Source organism: Streptomyces hygroscopicus (genome assembly GCF_026168105.1).
Lineage (GTDB): Bacteria > Actinomycetota > Actinomycetes > Streptomycetales > Streptomycetaceae > Streptomyces > Streptomyces hygroscopicus_D.
This window is the reverse complement of record NZ_LBMW01000006.1, coordinates 79,368-101,078: the sequence shown is the minus strand read 5'-3', so window position 1 is coordinate 101,078 and position 21,711 is coordinate 79,368. Positions and strand designations below refer to the sequence as shown.

The following is a 21,711-nucleotide window of genomic DNA, read 5'->3' as shown; positions in this document are numbered from 1 at the left end:
GGGCTCCTGCCGGGTGCCTGTGCCATGCCTCTACGGATTGCCGGTACGGATCACTGGGGATTCGTCGAGATCGTGACGACGCGCTGGGCGGCCGTCTTGCCGCGCAGCGCCTGCCCGAGCGCGGACGCGACGTCCTGCGGGCTCACCGGCTTCTTGCTGCCGTCGCCCTTGGCGATCGTGACCCCGTCGAAGGCGCTTCCGTACAGCTGCTTCAGGACGGCAAGGTCGTAGTGCTCGACCAGCTTCCCGTTCACCGCCTGGACGCTCAGGAACTTGTAGATCGAGCGCGCCGGGCTGAACGACACGCTGTGCGTGGCGTCCGTCCGCACGGTGACGAGGGCCGACATCGCGGGCTCGGCGAACTCCTTCATCATCCGGTCGACCTCGGCGTTCGAGACCGTGGGCTGCCGGGTGGTCGTGGGCACCGCCACGGGGGTGGCGGCACCGGTCTCGACCTGGGTGCGGTAGGCCTGCTCGATGGCGTTGGTGGAACCGGCGACGTCGGCGCCCTTGCCCGTCTTGCCGTACACGGCGACGGCCTTGCCGGACTCGAACTTGATCGTGCCCTCGGTCATCGAACCGGCGCCGCCCGCGGCGCGCTGGAGGGCGGCCTGCAGCTTCTCCTCGTCGACGGGCATCACGGGCTGGACGACGCGGTGCCCGCCGAACAGCGAGCCGATCACCGACACCGGGTTGTAGTCGCTCTGCGCGGCAGCGGCGACGGTGGCCTTGCTGTCGAGCTGGAGACCCGACTGGTCGGGGCTGAGGGAGAGCGTCCTGCCGTCCACCGACAGCTGGAGCGGCTTGTGCGAACGGCTGCCCAGCGCGGCGTCGAGCTTCTGGATCGCCTCGTCGCGCGTGCCGCCACCGATGTCGACGCCGAGCACGGTGGTGCCCTTGGGCACGTCGGAGTGGTTCATCAGCAGCCCGGCGCCGTAGGCGACACCGGCGACGGCGAACAGGCCGCCGACCACGAGCACCAGCTTGCTGCGGCCCTTCTTCCGGGCCGGCTTCGCGCCCGTGGAACTCTGTGCCTTGGGCGGATCGGGCAGCTTCGGGGGCGTGTGCGGCCCCGGTCCGTCGGCGGGGGAGCCCATCCCGAACGGCCCGTTCTGCGCACCCGGCGGAACAACCGGGATACCGCTCGTCAGGGTGTGTCCGGAGACGTTGTCGCCGGGACCGCCGAAGCTCTGCGCGCCCGGCTCGGGGGCGGGCTTCTGCGGGGTGAGGATCGCGGTGTCGTCGCTGAGGCCGCCACCGGGAAGGCCCTGGCCCATGGCGGCCCCGGGCGCGCCGGGACCCAGGGGGCCGCCCGGACCGGTGCCGGGAGCACCCGGGACACGGGGGCCGCCGGGGCTCCTACCGGGGACACCCTGGCCGGGAACGCCCGGGGTGGGGCCCACGGGCGGGATGACCGGCCCGTCGCCCGTGACCGGGCCGCCGGTGGGCCCGGACGGGCCGACCCGGCTGTCGGAGAAGTAGGGCAGATCGTCGCGGCGGGGTTCGTCGCCGTCCTCGGTGCCGATGACCGGGAAGGAGGCGGTGCTGGCCGCCACCGCGTCGGACACGTCGAAGGAGCCGGTGCCTCCGCCGTGCCCCGGTGCCACGGGGCCCGCGCCGGTGGCACCCGGGAGCCCCTGGCCCTTCGTCCCGCCGGGGTGTGCGCCGAGCGGACCCACGGCGCCCGTGCTCCCTCCGGACCGTGCGCCGGGGACGCCCGGCGCACCGGAAGCACCAGGGCGTGCACCACCCATTCCGTTCGCGCCCGGACCACCTGTCCGCGCGCCGCCTGCGCCGGGGCCACCCGGCGCGCTCGATGCGCCGTTTGCACCCCGCGCGCCCGCTCCCGACGCCCCATTGGCTCCTTGTATGCCAGAACCGCCGGGCAGACCGGCCCCATTGGTCGACCCGGTGCCCTGCGGGCCCTTGCCCGCCGCGGGCTTGCGGGGCGCGAACCAGTCGCTCGACTTCTCCTCGGCAGGCGCGGAGGGCTCCACGGGCGCCTCGGCGGTGCCGAGCGCGCTCATGGTGCTCGTCGTCTCGGTGTCGGCGTCCGATTCGTCCGCGGGGTCGGCGTCCGCGACGGGCGTACGCACGACGACCGGCGGAATCGGCCGGGATCCGGGGATGTTGATCCGGATCCGGGTCGTCAGCGTGGTCTCGGTCCTGCGTTCCTCGGGCTGCGCGGCCGAACGGCTCGCGGCGACACCGTCCTCGGAAGCCATGGGGGTCCCGTACGGCGGCGTCCCCGACGGGTACGCGGCTCCGCCACGACCGTTGGGTCCGGCGGACGAACTGTCAGTTTCTCGACTCAAGGCAGGTTCTCCCGGTTGGCTCCACCGCCTGCTTCGACCTCAACAGGTGGGGGGTCCCCCTGCTCGAGCAAAGCCGAGAGCTTGGGGGAGGCTCGGCGGCGCGCACCACCATACTGGCCGCCCGTGGCCCGCAGACGGCCCCCGCAACGGAAACCCCCACGGGACCCCCACCAGGGCACCGCGGTTCCCGGGGGACACGCCCGTGACCCCCGGAGGCGAAGTGGTACGTCACTTGCCAAGTCGGGCACCCGGGCCGCCTGGCCTCCGCCCCCGCGCAAGGGTGGCGCAGATCACAGCACAGCCCATTCCACCGAACAGGAAGAGGTACGAGCCTACGCCCGCGCCGAAGAGGAAGTCCCCCTCGGGGCGGCTGGAGGTGAGCACGACGACCGCGACCATCCACCCGGCGGCGGGCGCGATGGCCCCCGCGCGGGCGCCCGTGGCCTGCGCACCGCCGAGGAAGAGTCCGGCCGCGCCCGCGAGTGCGAGCAGCAATCCGCCAGGGAACCAGCCGGATTGCACGAGGCCGCCCGCCACACCGACCACCGCGCCCAGCACGAAGAGGCCCAGGTAGGCGGTGATCCGGCCGGCCGAGGGCGGTTCCAGCGGCTGTGCCAGCGCATTCGGCTGCTTGCCCGTCGATGTCATGGCGCCACTCCTTGGAACAGGTCAGTCTCCCGGGCCTCGGTGCTCCCTCGGCCTCCGGCCGGGGAAATGCCCGTCTCGCTGCGCACCAATTCGTAGTACTCGGTGGTGAACAGGGGCTGCGCCAGTGCGTTGGACAGCGCGAACCACGGTTCGGCGACCTCGATCTGCGTGGCGTGGGCCCGCATCGCGGCGGCCTTGGCGGCGGCGAACGCGGTGCCGTCGATCTCCGTGGTGATCAACGGGTCGTCGACCACGCCGGGGACGTCGTCGACGGACGCGGCCTTGGCGAAGGGGGTCTTGTCGAGCGCCTCGCCGAGCTGCGCGAACGCGGTCTCGGCGACGGAGCGCGGCACCCGGTTCCAGTAGATCTTGGCGATCTTCCAGGGCGCGCCCAGGCCGGGCCGGAAGTCCGGCTCGGCGGCCAGTTCGGCGGCGCGCATGGCAACGCGGTGGGCCTGGATGTGGTCCGGGTGGCCGTAGCCGCCGTTGGGGTCGTAGGCGACGAGGACCTGCGGGCGTACCTCCCGGACGACCGCGACCAAGTGGGCGGCAGCCTCGTCGAGGCCGGCGGACCAGAAGGCACCGGGCCGGTGGTTCTGCTCGACGCCCATCATCCCGGAGTCGCGGTAGCGGCCGGGGCCACCGAGGAAGCGGTGGTCGGTGACGCCGAGCTCGGCCATGGCTGCGGCCAGTTCGCCGGCGCGGTGCGGGCCGAGCGCGTCCTCGCGGTCGGGCGCGAGATGCGCGAGCGCGGGCGGGACGACCTCGCCCTCCTCGCCGAGCGTGCAGGTCACCAGCGTCACGCGGGCGCCCTCGGCCGCATACCTGGCCATGGTCGCGCCGTTGTTGATCGACTCGTCGTCCGGGTGCGCGTGCACCAGGAGCAGACGCCGGTCGGGCAGATCCGTCATGGAACCCACCCTACGAGGCGACCGGTGCCGCGCGTCCTACCAGGCCGAGGTCAGGGAGGTCAGAACTTGATGCTCCCGATCATCCCCGCGATGTTGGTCGTCAGGTCGTGGATCGTCGGGGCGACCGTGGACGAGGCGAGGTAGAACCCGAGCAGCATGCACACGATCGCGTGGGCGGCCTTCAGCCCTGACTTCTTGATCAGAAGGAAGACGATGATCGCCAGCAGCACCACCGCCGAAATCGAGAGTGCCACGGCGGCTCACCTCCAAAGATCCACAGGGGCGCGGGGGTCGGACTATGGGGGCTACGGATCCGGGCGGAGATGTCCACACAGATAAATCCACCTGGACGCCAGCGGGTTCATACCCACTATGCGCTAGTGATCATAACTATCCGGGCGCGCGCATCGGTCGGCGCACGGCCGCACAAGGGGGCGCATGGCCAATATGGTCGGGGCATGACGACCGAGGCTGCTTCCTTCCCACGACGGCACGCGCGGACCCAGCGGTTCACGCTCGGTGCGCCGCGCGCGTTCACCGTCGCGCCCGACGGTTCCCGCGTCGTGTTCCTGCGTTCGACATCAGGTACGGACCGCGCACACCGGTTGTGGGTCCTCGACACGGCGGACGGCACCGAACGCCCGGCGGCCGATCCGGGCACGCTGCTCGGGGGCGCCGCCGAGCACCTGCCGCCCGAGGAGCGCGCCCGACGGGAACGCAGTCGCGAGGGCGGTGCCGGCATCGTCGGCTATGCCACCGACACGGCCGTGGAGTTGGCGTCTTTCGCCTTGTCGGGGCGGCTTTTCACGGCGGAGCTGCGCGCGGGCACGGCACGCGAACTGCCCGTGCCCGGACCGGTGATCGACCCCCGCCCGTCCCCCGACGGGCGGCACATCGCTTACGTCGCCAGGGGCGCCCTGCGGGTGGTCGGTGCCGAGGGCGAGGGCGACCGGGCGCTCGCGGAACCGGAGCCCGTGGCGGAGCCGGGGTCGGTCACCTACGGACTGGCCGAGTTCATCGCGGCGGAGGAGATGGGGCGTTCGCGGGGCTTCTGGTGGTCCCCGGAGTCCGACAGGCTGCTCGTGGCGCGCGTGGACGATACGCCGGTGCGCCGGTGGTGGATCTCCGATCCGGCACGGCCGGAGCAGGAGCCGCAGCGCATCGCCTATCCGGCGGCGGGCACCGACAACGCCGACGTGCGCCTGTTCGTGCTGGGCCTCGACGGGAGGCGCACGGAGGTCGTCTGGGACCGTGCGACCTACCCGTATGTGGCGCGTGTGCACTGGTCAGCGGCGGCTGCGCCGCTGCTTCTGGTGCAGGCGCGCGACCAGTGCAGCCAGCTTTTCCTGGCCGTGGATCCGGACACGGGGGCCACCCGGATGGTGCACGCGGATGAAGATCCTGATTGGCTTGAACTTTTCCCCGGGGTGCCGTGCTGGAGCCCCTCCGGGCAGCTGGTGCGGATCGCCGACGAGGGCGGCGCGCGGGTGCTCGCCGTGGGTGAACGGCCGTTGACGGGCCCGCAGTTGCACGTCCGCGCGGTACTCGACGTGTCGGACGACGACGTGCTGGTGTCGGCATCGGCGGGCGAGGGGGCCGCAGAGCCGGAGGTGGGCGAAGTCCATGTGTACCGCGTCAACGAACTCGGCGTGGAGCGCGTGTCCAAGGAGCCCGGGGTGCACTCGGCGGTGCGCGCCGGAGGCCTGACCGTACTCGCCTCCTCGGTTCTCGACCGTCCGGGCGCCCAGGTACAGGTACTGCGCGAAGGCATGGAGGTAACCCCGTCCGGAGGCCGGGGGAAGGTGGCGACCGTAACCTCATATACCGAAGATCCCGGTATGTCCCCGCGCGTGACGCTCACGCAGGGGGGCGCACGACGAATCCCATGCGCCGTGCTTTTGCCTACGGACTACTCCGGTGAGGCCTCGCTTCCCGTCCTCATGGACCCCTACGGCGGCCCGCACGGACAGCGCGTGGTGGCCGCGCACAACGCGCATCTGACCTCGCAGTGGTTCGCCGACCAGGGCTTCGCCGTGATCGTCGCGGACGGGCGGGGCACCCCGGGCCGCTCCCCCGCCTGGGAGAAGGCCGTGAAGGACGAGCTGGCCGAGGTCGTGCTCCAGGACCAGGTCGAGGCGCTGCACGCGCTGGCCGGCGACTTCCCGCTCGATCTGACCCGGGTCGCGATCCGCGGCTGGTCCTTCGGCGGCTATCTGGCCGGGCTCGCGGTGCTGCGCCGCCCGGACGTCTTCCACGCGGCCGTGGTCGGCGCGCCGGTGACCGATCTGCGGCTGTACGACACCCACTACGAGGAACGCTATCTGGGGCATCCGGACCAGCGGCCCGAGATCTACCGGCGCAACTCGCTGATCGACGACGCGGGCCTGGTGGACGCCGTGGAACCGGCCCGCCCGATGATGATCATCCATGGCCTCGCGGACGACAACGTGGTGGTGGCCCACTCCCTGCGCCTGTCCTCCGCCCTGTTGGGCGCGGGCCGCCCGCACGAGGTGCTGCCCCTGTCCGGGGTGACCCACATGACCCCCCAGGAAACGGTCGCCGAGAACCTGCTGCTGCTCCAGCGGGACTTCCTCCGGCGTGCCCTGAAACTGGGCTGACCCCGCGGCAACGGGCCGGAGTGACATGGCGCACCCCGGCCCGTTTACGGCACCCGCACGGCCGTACGCTGTTCACTCTGCTGCGTCCGTATATCGGAATCGCGTCGGTCAAGTTGCCTGCGTGTTAACGAAGTTCGTGCGCATTTGTGTACTTATGCTCGCTCCTCGCGCGGCTCCTCCCCCGGAAGCGGCGGACTCTCGGCCGGCACCACGCTCCTCTCCTCCGCGAAGTGGCACGCCGAGTCGTGGGCGGCCGGCCCCGCCGTCCGACGGAACTCCTCGGGAACCGCGAGCGGCGGTACCTCCAGGGCGCACCGCTCCCGGGCCTTCCAGCAGCGCGTGCGGAAGCGGCAGCCGGAGGGGATGTCCGTGGGTGACGGCACGTCACCGCTCAGGATGATCCGCTCCCTGCGCTCCCGCGCCTCCGGGTCGGGCTCGGGCACCGCCGAGAGCAGCGCCTGGGTGTAGGGGTGCGTGGGATGGTCGTAGATCTCCTCGTCGCTGCCGATCTCCACGATCCGCCCGAGATACATCACCCCGACCCGGTCGGAGATGTGCCGCACGATCGACAGATCGTGCGCGATGAAGACGTACGACAGTCCGAACTCGTCCTGGAGACTCGCCAGCAGGTTGATCACCTGGGCCTGCACCGACACGTCGAGCGCGGAGACCGGCTCGTCGGCGACGATGATCTCGGGGCGCAGCGCCAGCCCCCGGGCGATGCCGATGCGCTGGCGCTGGCCACCGGAGAACTGGTGCGGATAGCGGTTGATGTACTCGGGGTCGAGCCCCACCACGTCGAGCAGCTCCTGCACCCGGCGGCGCCGCTCGCCCTTGGGCGCTGCCTCGGGGTGGATGTCGTACGGCTCACCGACGATGTCGCCCACGGTCATGCGGGGGTTCAGGGAGGTGTACGGGTCCTGGAACACCATCTGGATGTTGCGGCGTACGGACTTGAGGGCCCGCCCGGAGAGTCTGGTGATGTCCTCGCCCTTGAACCGGATCGAACCGGCGGTCGGCTTCTCCAGGTTGACCAGCAGCCTGGCGAGCGTGGACTTGCCGCAGCCGGACTCGCCGACGATGCCGAGGGTCTCGCCCCGGGCAAGGACGAAGTCGACGCCGTCGACCGCCTTGACCGCGCCGATCTGCTTCTTGAAGAGGATGCCCCGGGTGAGCGGGTAGTGCTTCACCAGCCCGCTCACCTCCAGAATCGGCTCAGGACCGGCCATGCAGGCACTCCCTCCAGAAGTGGCACGCGCTCACCCGCTCGCTCACCCCTTCGTCGACGACCTCGTAGAGCGGCGGTACGTCGGTCCGGCACACGTCCCGGGCCATCGGGCAGCGGGGGTGGAAGGCGCAGCCCGGCGGGATGTTCATGAGGTTCGGCGGCAGGCCCTTGATGGCGTAGAGCTGCCGGCCCCTGTGGTCGAGGCGGGGGATGGAGTCGAGCAGGGCTCTGGTGTACGGGTGGGCGGGCGCCTTGTAGATGTCGTGCACGGGTGCGGACTCGACGATCCGGCCCGCGTACATGACGGCGATCCGGTCGGCGACGTCCGCGACGACGCCGAGGTCGTGGGTGATGAGGATGAGGCCCATGCGGTACTCGCGCCTGAGGTCGGCGAGCAGATCCATGACCTGGGCCTGGACAGTGACGTCCAGGGCGGTGGTGGGCTCGTCCGCGATGATCAGCGCGGGCTCCAGCGCCAGCGCCATGGCGATCATGATGCGCTGGCGCATACCGCCGGAGAACTGGTGCGGATAGTCGCGCACGCGTTGCGCGGCGGCCGGGATCCGTACCCGGTCCATCAGGTCGACGGCCCGGGCGCGGGCGTCCTTCTTGGACATTCCCCGGTGCACGACGAACATCTCGCCGAGCTGGTCGCCCACGGAGAGCACGGGGTTGAGGGCGGACAGGGCGTCCTGGAAGATCATGGCCATCCCGGCGCCGCGGACCCTGCGCCGCTCCTCTTCCTTCAGGGTGAGCAGGTCCTGCCCCCGGAAGAGGACCTCACCGCCGGTGATCCTGGCGGGCGGTGTGTCGAGGATCCCCATGACGGCCTGTGCGGTGACCGACTTTCCGGAGCCGGACTCGCCGAGAACGGCGAGCGTCTCGCCCGCGTCCACCGCGAAACCGACCCCGTTGACGGCCTTGGCCACCCCGTCCCGCATCCGGAACTCCACGTGCAGGTCGCGCACTTCGAGCAGCACCGCCGTCACCTCAGCTTCGGGTCGAGGGCGTCGCGCACCGCGTCGCCGAGCATGATGAACGCGAGCACGGTGATCGCGAGGGCACCTGCGGGCCACAGCAACGCGTGCGGGGCGTTGCGGATGTACGGGGAGGCGGCGGAGATGTCGATCCCCCAGGAGACGCTCGGCGGCTTCAGCCCGACACCGAGGTACGACAAGGTCGCCTCCAGCGCGATGTAGGTGCCGAGCGCGATGGTCGCCACGACGATCACCGGCGCGACGGCGTTGGGGGCAATGTGCCGTAGCAGGATGCGGGAGTTGGAGGCGCCGAGGGCGCGGGCGGCCTGGACGTAGTCGTGCTGTTTGGCGGAGATGACCGAGCCGCGGGCGATACGGCAGATCTGCGGCCACCCCAGCAGCACGATGAACCCGACGACCGGCCAGACCGTATTGCTGGTCACCACGGAAAGGAGGACCAGACCGCCCAGCACGACCGGGATGGCGAAGAAGACGTCGGTGAGCCGGGACAGGATCGAGTCCCACCCTCCGCCGAAGAAGCCGGCGAGCCCGCCCAGGACCGAGCCGAGGAGCGCGACGCCGAGCGTGGCACAGACGCCGACCGTGACCGACGTTCGGGCGCCGTAGACGGTCCGCGTGTACACGTCGCAGCCCTGGCCGTCGAACCCGAAGGGATGGCCCGGCTGGGAGCCTTCCAGGGCCTTGGACAGCTCGCAGGTGAGGGGGTTGCCGGAGGTGATCAGGGACGGCCGGATCGAGATGACGACGAGGAAGAGGATCACCAGCCCGGAGATGATGAAGACGGGGTTGCGGCACAGGTCCCGCAAGGCGTCGGACCACAGGCTGCGCGGTCTGCCCGCCGGGCCGGTCCCCACGGGGCCGCCCGGTGCCCTCTGCAGGGTGCTCGCCTCGCTCGCGGCGAGGTCCATGGCGCCGCCCATGCCGGTCCCGGCGACGGCGCCCTCGGGCTCGTACGGCGGCTGCTCAGGCATAGCGGATCCTCGGGTCGAGTACGGCGTACAGGAGGTCGACGAGCAGGTTGGCGACCAGGAAGACCAGGACGAGGACGGTCACGAAGCCGACCACCGTCTGGGTGTTGTGCCGGAGGATGCCCTGGTAGAGCTGGTAGCCGACACCGTGGATGTTGAAGATCCGCTCGGTGACGATCGCGCCTCCCATGAGGGCGCCGATGTCGGTGCCGATGAAGGTGACGACGGGGATGAGCGAGTTGCGCAGCAGATGCCGGGTGATCACACGGCGGCGCGGGAGCCCCTTGGCGAGGGCGGTGCGGACGTAGTCGGACCGCTTGTTCTCGGCGATGGTGGTCCGGGTCAGCCGGGTGACGTAGGCGAGGGAGACGGACGCGAGGACGAGGCCCGGCACGATCAGCTCGCCGAAGGTGGCGTCCGGGGAGACCGACGGTCTGATCCAGTCCCACTGGACGCCGAGCAGCAGCTGGAGCAGCAGACCGGTGACGAAGGTCGGCACCGAGATCACGACGAGGGTGAGCAGCAGGACCCCGGTGTCGACGGGCCGTCCGCGGCGCAGACCGGTGACCACACCGAGCACGATGCCGATGACGATCTCGAAGAGGATCGCGACGACGGTCAGCCGGATGGTGACGGGGAAGGCCGTCGCCATCAGCTCGGTGACCTTCTGCCCGTTGAAGGCGGTGCCGAAGTCACCGGTGAAGACGTTGCCCATGTAGGTCGCGTATTGCTGCCACAGGGGCTTGTCGAGGCCGAACTCCCGACGCAGCTGGGCGGCCGTGGCGGGGTCGCAGCTCCGCTCGCCGCACAGGCCCGCGATGGGGTCGCCCATGACGTTCACCATCAGGAAGATCAGCAGGGTGGCGCCGACGAAGACCGGGATCATCTGCAGCAGACGCCGGGCGACGTACCGTCCCATGGGGCCTCCGGGGGTAGCGGGCAGCCGGTGGCTCAGCCGACCCTGATCTCGTTGTAGACGGGGACGCTGAACGGGTTGAGCGCCACATGCGACAGGCGCTGCGTGTAGCCCGCACTGCCGTTCTGGTACCAGAGCGGGATGGCGGCCATGTTGTCCCGCACGACCGCCTCGGCCTGCTGGAACAGCCGCACGGCCCGCACCCTGTCGCTCTCGGCGTTCGCCCGGTCGATGAGCTTGTCGAAGCCCTTGTTGGACCACTTGCCGTCGTTTGAGGAGGCGTTGGTGTAGTAAAGCGGCTGCAGGAAGTTCTGGATGAGCGGGTAGTCCATCTGCCAGCCGGCCCGGAACGGGCCCTGCATCTTGTGCTGGCCGATCTGGTTGCGGAAGTCGGCGAATGTGCCGACCGGGTTGCCGACGCAGGCCTTGTCGTTGCCGAGGGCGTTGTTGATGGAGTTGCACAGGGCGTCGACCCATTCCCGGTGCGAGCCCGTGTCCGCGTTGTAGGTGATCCTGACCTGGCCGCCGGGCAGCCCGCCGCCCTCCTGGACCAGCTTCTTGGCCCGGCCGGGGTCGTAGGTGCAGGCGGCGCCGCACAACCCCGCCTTGAAGCCGCCGTCCGTGCCGAGGACCGGAGAGGTCCAGTCGCTGGCGGGGGTGCGCGTGCGGTGGAAGATCGTGTCGGTGATCTGGTCCCGGTTGATTGCCATGGACAGGCCCGTGCGGACCTTCTCCAGCCCGGGCTTGTCCCACCTCGGGTCGTAGTACGGGAAGGCGAGGGTCTGGATGATTCCGGCCGGGGCGTTGATGTACCGGCCGTCCAGGTCGGCCTTGACGAACTTGAGTTGCGGGGCGGGCACGTCGTCGACGAGGTCGAGGTTGCCGGCCAGCAGATCGGTGTAGGCGGTGTTGGTGTCGGTGTAGACCTTCAGGTCAACTCCGTTGTTCCGGGCCCTGTCCGCGCCGGGGTAGCCCTCCCACTTCCTGAGGGACATCTGGAAGCCCCTGGTGTAGGACCTCACCAGGTACGGGCCGTTGCCGACCGGCTTCTTCACCCAGTCCGTGTGGTGGTCGAAGAAGGCCCTGGGCAGCGGGGAGAAGGCCACGTAGCCGAGGGTGTCGGGGAACGTCGAGAACTTCTGGTTGAGCCGGACGGTGAAGGTACGGGGGCCGGTCACCCTGAGCCCGGAGAGGGTGTCGGCGGTCTGGGCGCCGGTCTCCGGGTGGACCTTGTCGTACCCCTGGATGTATCCGAAGAAGTAGGCGTTCTTCTGGTTGTTCTTCAGACTCGCGCCGTAGTTCCAGGCGTCGACGAAGGACCGGGCGGTCACCGCCTCCCCGTTGCTGAACGTCCAGCCGTCCTTGACCGTGATGGTGAAGTTCCGCGAGTCCGGGGTCTCGATCCTTTCGGCGAGCATGTTCTCGGCCGCGCCGGTCCTGGGGTTGTAGCGCTTCAGCCCGCGGAAGATCATGTCGAGGACCTTGCCGCCCTGGACCTCATTGGTGTTGGACGGTTCCAGCGGGTTCTGCGGGTCGCCCCAGGAGGAACTGAGCACTCCGGGGCCGGGACCGGCCGCGCCCCCACCGCAGGCCGCCGCCGCGAGGGCCCCCGCGGCCGCGGCCGCCGCCCATCCGGCGTGCCTGGCTCCCCGCATGGCGTGCCTCCTCGGAATGCGCGGTCCGCTCGGCGTCGGGACGCTATTTGTTATCGGTCAATATCAGTGTTTGGCCGAAATACCGCTCATTCACGCCACCGCTTGATCAAGACATCATTCGGATGGCAGGCAACCGGAGGCATCGCCTCATCGGACCCGGAAACGGATCTTGACCGGGCAAAGCAACGGATCTTCGCCCATCGATGCCGAACCGTTGGCTAGAGTGCCCTCGATGTGCACATTTCGACACACTCCTGTCCGTATATCGAACTCATTGCCAGTTTTGCCCTGTTGATCCAGCCAAGGACACGGAACGATCACAACGCGCTACCCGCGTAGCTACAGAATGATCAAGCACGGGCAAAGAAAGCAAAGAGAAGCCCAAGTAGACCGAGAATTTATTGACCGTGAATGAATTGCGTTGAAAAAGTCCGGCGTAGCCCGTAGGGAGCGCCCTGCGGAGCCTTGACCCACAAGGCCCGGAGCATCATGACCCCCCCAACCCCTTCCCCGGCCGCCCCTCTCGAGGTGACCGACGAAGACAGCGCGACACCGGCGAAGTCCTCGGCCCCCAAAGGCAATGAGAGCCGTTCGCCGGGACGGCTCGCCTGGAGCCGTTTCAAGCGGGACCGGACGGGCGTCATATCCGCGTACGTGGTGGTCCTCTTCTTCGTCCTCGGTATCGCAGCGCCGCTGATCGCCAAGCTGTACGGCAAGGACCCGTACACGACGTACGGGATGAACACGCCGGGCCTGCTGAACGAGTTCAACTTCCCGGTGAAGCCCAACGGCGGCATCAGCTCCGACTTCTGGTTCGGCATCGAACCGCAGCTCGGGCGGGACGTCTTCACCTTCCTCTTCTACGGCATCCGCAACTCGCTGCTGATCGCGGCCGCCGCCGCCCTGCTGACGACCCTGCTCGGCGTCGTGGTCGGCATCACCGCCGGCTACCTGGGCGGCAAGACGGACTACCTCGTCGGGCGAGTGATCGACATCCTGCTGGCCTTCCCGCAGACCCTGTTCTTCATCGCCTTCTGGCCGGTCGTACTGGCGATCTTCGTGTCGCCGGAGGAGAACACCCCGGTCTGGCTCACTGTCACCAGCCTCATCCTCGTGATGACCGCCTTCGGCTGGGCCTCCATCGCCCGTCTGCTGCGCGGCGAGGTACTCGCCCTGCGGGAGCGCGAGTTCGTGGAGGCGGCCAAAGTGACCGGCGCGTCCCCGGCGCGCATCATCTTCAAGGAGCTGCTGCCGAACCTCTGGACTCCGATCCTCATCCAGGCGACGCTCCTGCTCCCGACCTACGTCACGACCGAGGCGGCACTCGCCTTCCTCGGCGTCGGCCTTCAGGACCCCACCCCCGACTGGGGCGTGATGATCCAGAACGGCGCCAAGTACTACCAGGACGACATCACCTTCATGCTCTTCCCGGGCCTCTCGATGGTGATCTTCGTCGTGGCCTTCAACCTCCTCGGTGATTCGGTCCGTGACGCACTGGACCCGAAGACCAAGCGCTGAGTTCTCCTCCCGGCCAGGGCGACGGGGCCCGGCCGGGGATCCGCCACCTCCCTCCTCCACTACGAACGGGTCAGCCATGTCTCTTTCCCGCAGAAACTTCGTCATCGCCACCACTGTCGCGGCCGCAGGCTCGACGCTGCTCTCCGCGTGCAGCAGCGGTAACGCGGGCGGCGGCAACGGCACCCCGAACGCGGGCGCCACCGAGTACACGGGTGCCAAGGTCACCGTCGGCTCCAAAGCCGACTCGACCGGCCCCGCCCCGGAGATCCCGGGCGCGAAGAAGGGCGGCACGATCTACGGCATCGCGCCCGACGACTTCTCGCACCTCGACCCGCAGCGCATCTACTTCGCGTACAACTCGACGGTCGCGCTGCTTCTGCACCGCAGCCTCACCGGCTACAAGATCGACTCCTCCGGCAAGCAGAAGCTCGTCGGCGACCTGGCCACCGACACCGGCACCGCCTCCAACGGCAACAAGACCTGGACCTTCACCCTGAAGGACGGTCTGAAGTGGGAGGACGGCAGCGAGCTGACCGTCGACGACGTGCGTCACGGCTTCGAGCGCGCCTGGGCCCCGTTCATCACCGAGGGCGCCACCTACGCCCAGGCGGCGCTGACCGGCAAGGGCGGCAAGTGGCGTGACGCCTACCCGGGTCCGTACGGCGGCAAGCACCTGGACTCGATCGTCACCGACAAGGCGAAGAAGACGATCACCTTCAACCTGGCGGAGCCCAAGCCGGACTTCAACTTCACGGTGGCGATGCACTCCTACGCCGCCGTGCCGGTGAAGCTCGACACCAAGGAGAAGTACGACAAGCAGCCGGTGGCCTGCGGTCCGTACAAGATCAAGGCCCACACCACCGACAAGTCGATGGTCCTGGTCCGCAACAAGTACTGGGACCCGGCGACCGACTCGATCCGCAACGCCTACCCGGACGGCTTCGAGTTCGACTTCGGCGTCGAGACGTTGGCCGGCACCGACCGTCTCATCGCGGACCAGGGCAACGACCAGTACGCGGTGTCGATCTACAAGGGCGTCCCGGCCGAGCGCATCCAGAAGGTGCTCACCGACCCGCAGCTGAAGAAGCGCAGCTTCAACGGCCTGCTCACCGGCTCCTACTACTACTGGATCAACACCAAGCGCGTCACCGACCTGAAGGTCCGTCAGGCGCTCATCCACGCCTGGCCGCTGCAGCAGATCCGGCAGATCTACGGCGGTCCGTCCGCCGGTGACTTCGCGACCTCGATCCTCAGCCCCGACATCATCGGGTACGAGAAGTACGACCTCTACGGCAAGCTGACCAAGCCGCAGGGCGACCCGGACAAGGCCAAGGCGCTGCTGAAGGAGGCCGGCAAGGAGGGCATGAAGATCGTCTATGCCTTCCCGCAGGACCCGACCTATCTCAAGACCAAGGTCGTCATCGAGAACGCGCTGAAGGCGGCCGGCTTCACCCCGATCATCAAGCCGGTCGACTCGACGTCGTACTACGACCAGATCCAGCAGATCAACAACAGCTTCGACGTGATGTGGGGCGGCTGGTCCCCGGACTGGCCGACCGCCTTCACGATGATCCAGCCGCTGTTCGACGGCGGGGCCATCGGCAACGGCCAGAACAACGTCTCGCAGACCAACATCAGCTGGATCAACGACGCGATCAAGAAGAACGCCGTCATCTCGGACCAGCAGGAGGCGGGCAAGGCCTGGGCCGCCCTGGACAAGCGGATCATGCAGGAAGTGGCTCCGATCATCCCGGAGACCTTCCAGCGCCGCTTCTACCTGTTCGGCTCGAAGGTCGGCGGTGCCCAGTTCGACCCGAACTTCTCCGCGACCCTGCTGTACAAGACCTTCGTGAAGGCCTGACGTACGGCCTCCTGGCGGGGCGGCCCCGGTGCCGCCCCGCCTTCTCACCCCCTACGGCATCCGTCAGGAAAACCCAACTGCCATGTTCCGCTTCCTTGTCCGCCGGACCCTCGGCGCCGCTGTGATCATGCTGATCATCAGCGCCCTGGTGTTCGTCCTGTTCTACGCCGCCCCGCGCGACCCCGCCCGCATCGCGTGCGGCAAGGTCTGCACCCCGGAGACACTGGCCCTGGTGCGGAAGAACCTGGGGATCGCCGACCCGCTCCCCGTGCAGTACTGGGAATGGCTCAAGGGCCTGTTCGTGGGGCGTGAGTACACCTCGTTCGGGCACTGCCCGGCGCCGTGCCTCGGTTATTCGTTCCAGAACCGCGAGCCGGTGCTGTCCACCATCCTGGACCGCTTCCCGACCACGATCTCGCTTGCCATCGGCAGCTCCGTGGTCTTCCTGATCTTCGGTATCGGCACCGGCATGCTGGCCGCCGTCAAGCAGGGCAAGACGCTGGACAAGGTCGCGAGCTCCGCCTCGCTGATCGCCTCCTCGATGCAGATCTACGTCGTCGGCATCTTCGCCACCTACCTGCTGGTCGACCAGTTGCACCTGCTGGACCGCGCGAACTACACGCCGTTCACGGAGGACCCGGCCAAGTGGGCGGCGGGTCTGCTGGTGCCGTGGCTGGTGCTGTCCCTGATCTTCACCGCCAACTACACCCGTATGACGCGCTCCCAGATGGTCGAGACGCTCAGCGAGGACTACGTCCGCACGGCCCGCGCCAAGGGCCTCTCCCGCCGGACGGTATTCTTCCGCTTCGCCTGGCGCGGCGCGATGGGCCCGATCGTCACCATCTTCGGCCTCGACCTCGGCACACTGCTCGGCGGTGCCATCATCACCGAGTCGACCTTCAGCCTGCAGGGCCTCGGTCTGCTCTCCGTGAAGGCGGTCAGCACCAACGACCTGCCGATGCTGCTCGGCGTCGTCCTGGTGGCCGCGGCGGCGATCGTCGTCTTCAACATCATCGTCGACTCCGTGTACGCCCTCATCGACCCGCGCGTTCGCCTCGCGTAAGGAGAGAGACCATGAGCACCCCCTTCCTCTCCGTCCGCGACCTGCGCGTCCACTTCTCCACCGAGGACGGCGTCGTCAAGGCCGTCGACGGGCTCTCCTTCGACCTGGAGAAGGGCAAGACCCTCGGCATCGTGGGCGAGTCCGGCTCCGGCAAGTCCGTCACCAACATGGCGATCCTGGGCCTGCACGACCGCAGGAACACCGCACTCGACGGCGAGATCCTGCTCGACGGCAAGGAGCTGATCACCGCCACCGAGCGCGAGCTGGAAGAGCTGCGCGGCAACACGATGTCGATGATCTTCCAGGACGCGCTGGCGTCGCTGTCGCCGTACCACACGATCGGCGCGCAGATCGGCGAGACGTACCGCAAGCACACCGGCGCCTCCAAGAAGGAGGCGCGGGAGCGTGCGGTCGAGATGCTGCGCCGGGTCGGCATCCCGCAGCCGGACATCCGTGTGGACGACTACCCGCACCAGTTCTCCGGCGGTATGCGCCAGCGCGCGATGATCGCGATGGCGCTGGTCTGCGACCCGGAGCTGCTGATCGCGGACGAGCCGACGACCGCGCTCGACGTGACGGTCCAGGCCCAGATCATGGACCTGCTGAAGGACCTCCAGCAGGAGTTCGGCACGGCGATCATCTTCATCACGCACGACCTCGGCGTCATCGCGGACATCGCGGACGACGTGCTGGTGATGTACGGCGGCCGGTGCGTGGAGCGGGGCACCAAGAAGGAGGTGCTGCGGACGCCGCAGCACCCGTACACGCTCGGTCTGCTGAGTTCCATGCCGAGCCTGGACGGCCCGGTCGATGTGCCGCTGTCCCCCATCCCCGGCTCGCCGCCCTCTCTCCTCAACCCGCCGTCCGGCTGCCGGTTCCACCCCCGGTGCGCCTTCGCGGAGAAGGTCGCCGGCGGGCTCTGCTCGACCGAGCGGCCCACACTGGAGATCGTGGACGGACGGGGCTCGGCGTGCCACCTGACCCCGGAGCAGAAGCGCGAGATCTTCGACGGCTTCACCGCGGCCCGGACCCACTGACGTACAAGAGACGGGACTTCACCACCATGAGCAACACCACCCCCCTCCTGGACGTCACCGGTCTGACCAAGCACTTCCCGGTCAAGGGCGGCTTCCCGATCCGGCGCACGATCGGCGCCGTGCAGGCGGTCGACGGACTCGACTTCCAGGTGTCCGAGGGCGAGAGCCTGGGTCTGGTCGGCGAGTCGGGCTGCGGCAAGTCGACGACGGGCCGGCTGATCACCCGCCTACTCGAGCCGACCGGCGGCAAGATCTCCTACCGCGGCCAGGACATCACCCACGCCGGCCGCAAGGACCTCGTACCGATCCGCTCCGAGATCCAGATGATCTTCCAGGACCCGTATGCGTCGCTGAACCCGCGCCAGACGGTCGGAAAGATCATCTCCGGTCCCATGGAGATCAACGGGATCCAGCCGAGCGGCGGCCGGGAGAAGCGGGTCCGCGAACTGCTGGAGATCGTGGGCCTCAACCCCGAGCACTACAACCGCTTCCCGCACGAGTTCTCCGGCGGCCAGCGCCAGCGCATCGGAGTCGCCCGGGCCCTGGCCCTGGAACCCAAGCTGATCGTCGCCGACGAACCCGTCTCCGCCCTGGACGTCTCCATCCAGGCACAGGTCGTCAACCTGCTCCAGAAGGTGCAGAAGGACCTCGGTATCGCGTTCGTCTTCATCGCCCACGACCTCGCCGTGGTACGCCACTTCTCGCACCGCGTCGCCGTGATGTACCTCGGCAAGATCGTCGAGGTCGCCGACCGCGACGACCTGTACGGCAACCCCCGCCATCCCTACACCCGGGCACTGCTGTCCGCCGTGCCCGAGGCCACGGCGGAGGAGGATGCCCCGGCCCGCGAGCGCATCCGGCTGACCGGTGACGTGCCCTCCCCGCTGAACCCGCCGTCGGGCTGCCGCTTCCGCACCCGCTGCTGGAAGGCGACGGAGAAGTGCGCCACGGAGATGCCGCCGCTCGTACAGGTCGAGGGCAACAAGCCGGGCCATCTGACGGCGTGCCACTACCCGGAGACGCAGGAGACCGTTCCGGCTCCGCGCGCCGCCAAGGACCCCGAGGCGGCGGCCTGACACACCCCTTTTCGTCGGCCGCAGCCGCCGGAGCGGACTGTCACCGGCCCATTGACCCGAGCCCGAACGTCCGGTTCCCGGGGAAAAAGGCCCGTGCCCTCCGGGTGCGGGCCTTCTCCCTGTGCCGGGGCGACCGGACTCCCCCCGCGCCACACAGCACTCGGTGCCCTCGGGGTCGGCGAGGACGACCCTGCAGCCACCGTCCGGGCGGGTGGGTCCCCGAGCAGCCGCGCGCCGAGGGCCAGGGCCCTGTCCACCTCCTGCGCACGGCCGCAGTCCCGGGGCGGCCTGCGGTGGATGACCGGGTGGAGCGGGGCCGTCTCTCCGTACCGGCCCCGCTCACACTCCCGTAGTGCCGTCGACGAGTTCGCGCATGATGTCCAGGTGGCCGTTGTGGCGGGCCGTCTCCTCGATCAGATGGAGAAGGATCCAGCGCAGGTCGGGGTGACTGCCGTCGCGCCTGGCGCGCCTGGCGAGGGCGTCCAGGTCGTGTTCGGCCACCAACCCCCGGTGGCGGGCGCTCTGTTCCTCGTACTCCCGGAGCAGGTCGGTGAGCGGGACGTCGACCGCGATCCGCATCTCGCGATCGGGGTCCTCGTCCGTCCACGGTCCCTCGTCCTCCTCTCCGAGGAACATCACCTGGAACCAGAAGTACTCGACCCAGCGCAGGTGGTTGACCAGTCCGCACAGTGTCATCAGCGGAGAGCCGGGCAGGGGTGCCCTGCGGGCGTTCTCGGGCGAGACCTGCTCGCACTTGGCGCGGGCGGTCGCGCGTACGTAGTCCAGGAAGGTGGTCAGCTGTGTGCGCTCGTCCCGGGCGGGAGGCGTGTCGGTTCGTGTCATCGCATCGGAGCATCCTCGGCCGCCCGCCGGAAGTCCAACGGTTAAGGCCGGACAAGGACCGAACACGGCCATGTCACGGTCACCTTCGACAAAGGTCGCATACAGTCCGCCCGGCCTCGGCCCGGACCTGAAAGACTGCCGCGATGGTCGACCGCGCCTTCTCCGATACCACCCTCGCCGGGTTGTACGACGCTTTCCACCCGTGGGGCCCAAGTGATGACTTCTATCTGGGACTTGTGATGTCCGCGCGACGGGTGCTGGACGTCGGATGCGGAACAGGTGCCCTGCTCGCGCGGGCCCGGGAGCGGGGCCATCCCGGGCGGCTGTGCGGGCTCGACCCCGCCGCCGCGATGCTCGTGCAGGCTCGCGGGCGCGCTCCCGGCGTCGAGTGGGTGCTCGGCGATCTGCGCTCGCAGTCCTGGCAGGGCGACTTCGACCTCGTCGTGATGACCGGGCACGCCTTTCAGGTGCTGGTGACCGATGAGGAGTTGAGGGTCTGTCTTGTCGCCGTGAGGGAGGCTCTCGCCGACGGCGGACGGTTCGTGTTCGACACCCGGAACCCGGGTGCCCGCGCCTGGGAGTCATGGACCGCGGACCGGGTGCGCGAGGTGCCGTTCGGCAACGGCGAGTACGTACGCGTCCGGCACGAGGCCGAGAAACCGGTGGTCGGGGACCGGGTGACGTTCACCGAGACCTTCGACGGTACCGGCTGGGCCCGGCCGCGGGTGAGCCGCAGCACCCTGCGGTTCCTCGGGCCGGACGCACTGGCCCGCTTCCTGACCGGGGCGGGGCTTGCGGCCGTCGAGCAGTACGGGGACTGGGGGCGAGGTCCGCTCACCCCGCCAGCCCCGAGATCGTCACCGTGGCACGAGCCTCCGGTTAGTCAGTCCCCGGCACCACCCGTCTTCGGCTGCGTGTCCTCGAGAGCCGCCAGCGCCGGGTCCAGGACGATGTCCTCCTCCCGCGCCTCGACGGTGGGCTCCTCGGGGAAGTGACAGGCCGTCAAATGACCTGGCCGGTTGCCGGAGATCTGCACCAGCGGCGGTTCCTGCGTGGCGCACTTGTCCTGTGCCTTCCAGCACCGGGTGCGGAAGCGACAGCCCGAGGGGGGTGAGATCGGCGACGGCACGTCGCCCGCGAGGCGGATCCGCTCACGCTGCGCCTCATCGGTGCCGTCCAGGTTCACCTCGGGCACGGCGGACAGCAGGGCATGGGTGTAGGGGTGACGCGGGCGCGTGTAGATCGAGTCCCGGTCGCCCACCTCGATGATCTTGCCGAGGTACATCACGGCGACGCGGTGCGAGAAGTGGCGTACCACGGCGAGGTCGTGGGCGATGAACAGGAATGCGATGCCCAGTTCCTTCTGCACCTTCTGGAGCAGGTTGACGACCTGTGCCTGGATGGAGACGTCCAGGGCGGAGACGGGTTCGTCGGCGACGATCAGCTTGGGTTCCAGGGCCAGGGCCCGGGCGACTCCGATGCGCTGGCGCTGGCCGCCGGAGAACTCGTGCGGGAAGCGGTTGTAGTGCTCGGGGTTGAGACCCACGATCTCCAGCAGTTCGCGGACCCGCTCCTCCCGGCCGCCGCTCGGCTGGATCCCGTTGATCTCCATGGGACCGGAGATGATCTTTCCGACCGTCTGGCGCGGGTTCAGCGACGAGTACGGATCCTGGAAGATCATCTGGATCTCGGACCTGATCGGCGCCAGCTGCTTACGGGACGCGTGGGTGATGTCCTGGCCGCGGTAGGAGATCTTGCCGCCGGTCGGCTCCAGGAGCCTGGTGATCAGCCGGCCCGTCGTCGACTTGCCGCAGCCCGACTCGCCGACCAGACCGAAGCTCTCGCCCACGCGCACGGTCAGGTCGATGCCGTCCACGGCCTGTACCGCGCCGATCGTGCGCCGGATCGGAAAGCCGCCCTTGACCGGGAAGTGCTTGACCAGCTGCTCCACCACCAGCAGCGGCTCCCCCGGCCCGTCCGCGGCCGCGTCGCGCGGAGCGGGCAGGGTGGCCTCGTCCTTCGTGACGTCCACGACCTCTTCCTTCATGACGGTGTT

17 protein-coding genes and 1 pseudogene are annotated in these 21,711 nt (G+C 69.2%); 7 read left to right on the top strand and 11 right to left on the bottom strand.

The annotated features are described in order from the left end of the window. Positions 1-50 precede the first annotated feature (50 nt). The 4 genes from AAW14_RS08770 to AAW14_RS08755 all read right to left on the bottom strand — a co-directional run bounded on the left by AAW14_RS08770 (position 51) and on the right by AAW14_RS08755 (position 4,128). On the bottom strand, positions 51-2,315 hold the full coding sequence (locus AAW14_RS08770) for a hypothetical protein (protein WP_265561626.1): 2,265 nt from the start codon (positions 2,313-2,315) through the stop codon (positions 51-53). Positions 2,316-2,543: 228 nt separating this feature from the next. After that, complete coding sequence (locus tag AAW14_RS08765) at positions 2,544-2,963, bottom strand: DUF6113 family protein (protein ID WP_265561625.1); 420 nt, start codon at positions 2,961-2,963, stop codon at positions 2,544-2,546. Continuing rightward, positions 2,960-3,874, bottom strand: a complete 915-nt coding sequence (gene mshB, locus AAW14_RS08760) for an N-acetyl-1-D-myo-inositol-2-amino-2-deoxy-alpha-D-glucopyranoside deacetylase (protein ID WP_265561624.1) — start codon at positions 3,872-3,874, stop codon at positions 2,960-2,962. Before mshB ends, AAW14_RS08765 begins: the two co-directional genes overlap by 4 nt. Before the next feature lie 59 nt (positions 3,875-3,933). Further along, positions 3,934-4,128, bottom strand: coding sequence for a hypothetical protein (locus AAW14_RS08755; RefSeq protein ID WP_265561623.1), 195 nt, complete (start codon positions 4,126-4,128; stop codon positions 3,934-3,936). A 204-nt stretch (positions 4,129-4,332) separates the two neighbouring features. Here AAW14_RS08755 and AAW14_RS08750 point away from each other — a divergent pair, with 204 nt between their 5' ends. Further along, a complete protein-coding gene (locus AAW14_RS08750; protein ID WP_265561622.1) occupies positions 4,333-6,492 on the top strand; it encodes a S9 family peptidase in 2,160 nt (719 codons plus the stop codon). Between the two features lie 152 nt (positions 6,493-6,644). Here AAW14_RS08750 and AAW14_RS08745 read toward each other — a convergent pair whose 3' ends face one another. From AAW14_RS08745 to AAW14_RS08725, 5 genes are read right to left on the bottom strand one after another with little or no spacing between them, the layout of a single operon-like run. Next, entirely contained in the window at positions 6,645-7,721 is a 1,077-nt protein-coding gene (locus tag AAW14_RS08745; RefSeq protein ID WP_265561621.1) for an ABC transporter ATP-binding protein, read from the bottom strand. Beyond that, complete coding sequence (locus AAW14_RS08740) at positions 7,708-8,700, bottom strand: ABC transporter ATP-binding protein (RefSeq protein WP_265561620.1); 993 nt, start codon at positions 8,698-8,700, stop codon at positions 7,708-7,710. Before AAW14_RS08740 ends, AAW14_RS08745 begins: the two co-directional genes overlap by 14 nt. Before the next feature lie 5 nt (positions 8,701-8,705). After that, positions 8,706-9,689, bottom strand: a complete 984-nt coding sequence (locus AAW14_RS08735; RefSeq protein WP_265561619.1) for an ABC transporter permease — start codon at positions 9,687-9,689, stop codon at positions 8,706-8,708. Beyond that, positions 9,682-10,605, bottom strand: coding sequence for an ABC transporter permease (locus tag AAW14_RS08730; protein WP_265561618.1), 924 nt, complete (start codon positions 10,603-10,605; stop codon positions 9,682-9,684). The genes AAW14_RS08735 and AAW14_RS08730 overlap by 8 nt, the downstream gene beginning before the upstream one ends. A gap of 32 nt (positions 10,606-10,637) precedes the next feature. Next, entirely contained in the window at positions 10,638-12,257 is a 1,620-nt protein-coding gene (locus AAW14_RS08725) for a peptide ABC transporter substrate-binding protein (RefSeq protein WP_265561617.1), read from the bottom strand. A 489-nt stretch (positions 12,258-12,746) separates the two neighbouring features. Here AAW14_RS08725 and AAW14_RS08720 point away from each other — a divergent pair, with 489 nt between their 5' ends. The 5 genes from AAW14_RS08720 (at position 12,747) to AAW14_RS08700 (ending at position 18,812) form a co-directional block, all read left to right on the top strand. After that, positions 12,747-13,775 carry an ABC transporter permease gene (locus AAW14_RS08720; protein WP_265561616.1) on the top strand — a complete coding sequence of 343 codons (1,029 nt, stop codon included), beginning with the start codon at positions 12,747-12,749 and terminating at the stop codon, positions 13,773-13,775. Positions 13,776-13,851: 76 nt separating this feature from the next. After that, positions 13,852-15,636 carry an ABC transporter substrate-binding protein gene (locus tag AAW14_RS08715; protein ID WP_265561615.1) on the top strand — a complete coding sequence of 595 codons (1,785 nt, stop codon included), beginning with the start codon at positions 13,852-13,854 and terminating at the stop codon, positions 15,634-15,636. Between the two features lie 82 nt (positions 15,637-15,718). After that, positions 15,719-16,699, top strand: a complete 981-nt coding sequence (locus tag AAW14_RS08710) for an ABC transporter permease (protein WP_265561614.1) — start codon at positions 15,719-15,721, stop codon at positions 16,697-16,699. A gap of 11 nt (positions 16,700-16,710) precedes the next feature. Continuing rightward, positions 16,711-17,736: an ABC transporter ATP-binding protein gene (locus AAW14_RS08705; RefSeq protein WP_265561613.1), complete on the top strand. Its 1,026-nt coding sequence runs from the start codon at positions 16,711-16,713 to the stop codon at positions 17,734-17,736. Between the two features lie 26 nt (positions 17,737-17,762). Further along, entirely contained in the window at positions 17,763-18,812 is a 1,050-nt protein-coding gene (locus tag AAW14_RS08700; RefSeq protein WP_265561612.1) for an ABC transporter ATP-binding protein, read from the top strand. A gap of 339 nt (positions 18,813-19,151) precedes the next feature. On the opposite strand, the gene AAW14_RS08695 is transcribed toward AAW14_RS08700, so the two are convergent. Further along, positions 19,152-19,655: a DinB family protein gene (locus AAW14_RS08695; protein ID WP_265561611.1), complete on the bottom strand. Its 504-nt coding sequence runs from the start codon at positions 19,653-19,655 to the stop codon at positions 19,152-19,154. Between the two features lie 143 nt (positions 19,656-19,798). On the opposite strand from AAW14_RS08695, the pseudogene AAW14_RS08690 reads away from it, so the two are divergent. Next, positions 19,799-20,538: pseudogene (locus AAW14_RS08690) on the top strand (class I SAM-dependent methyltransferase). On the opposite strand, the gene AAW14_RS08685 reads toward AAW14_RS08690, so the two are convergent. Next, positions 20,539-21,702 (bottom strand): ABC transporter ATP-binding protein, encoded by a 1,164-nt coding sequence (locus tag AAW14_RS08685; protein ID WP_265561610.1) that lies wholly within the window; start codon positions 21,700-21,702, stop codon positions 20,539-20,541. Positions 21,703-21,711 lie beyond the last annotated feature (9 nt).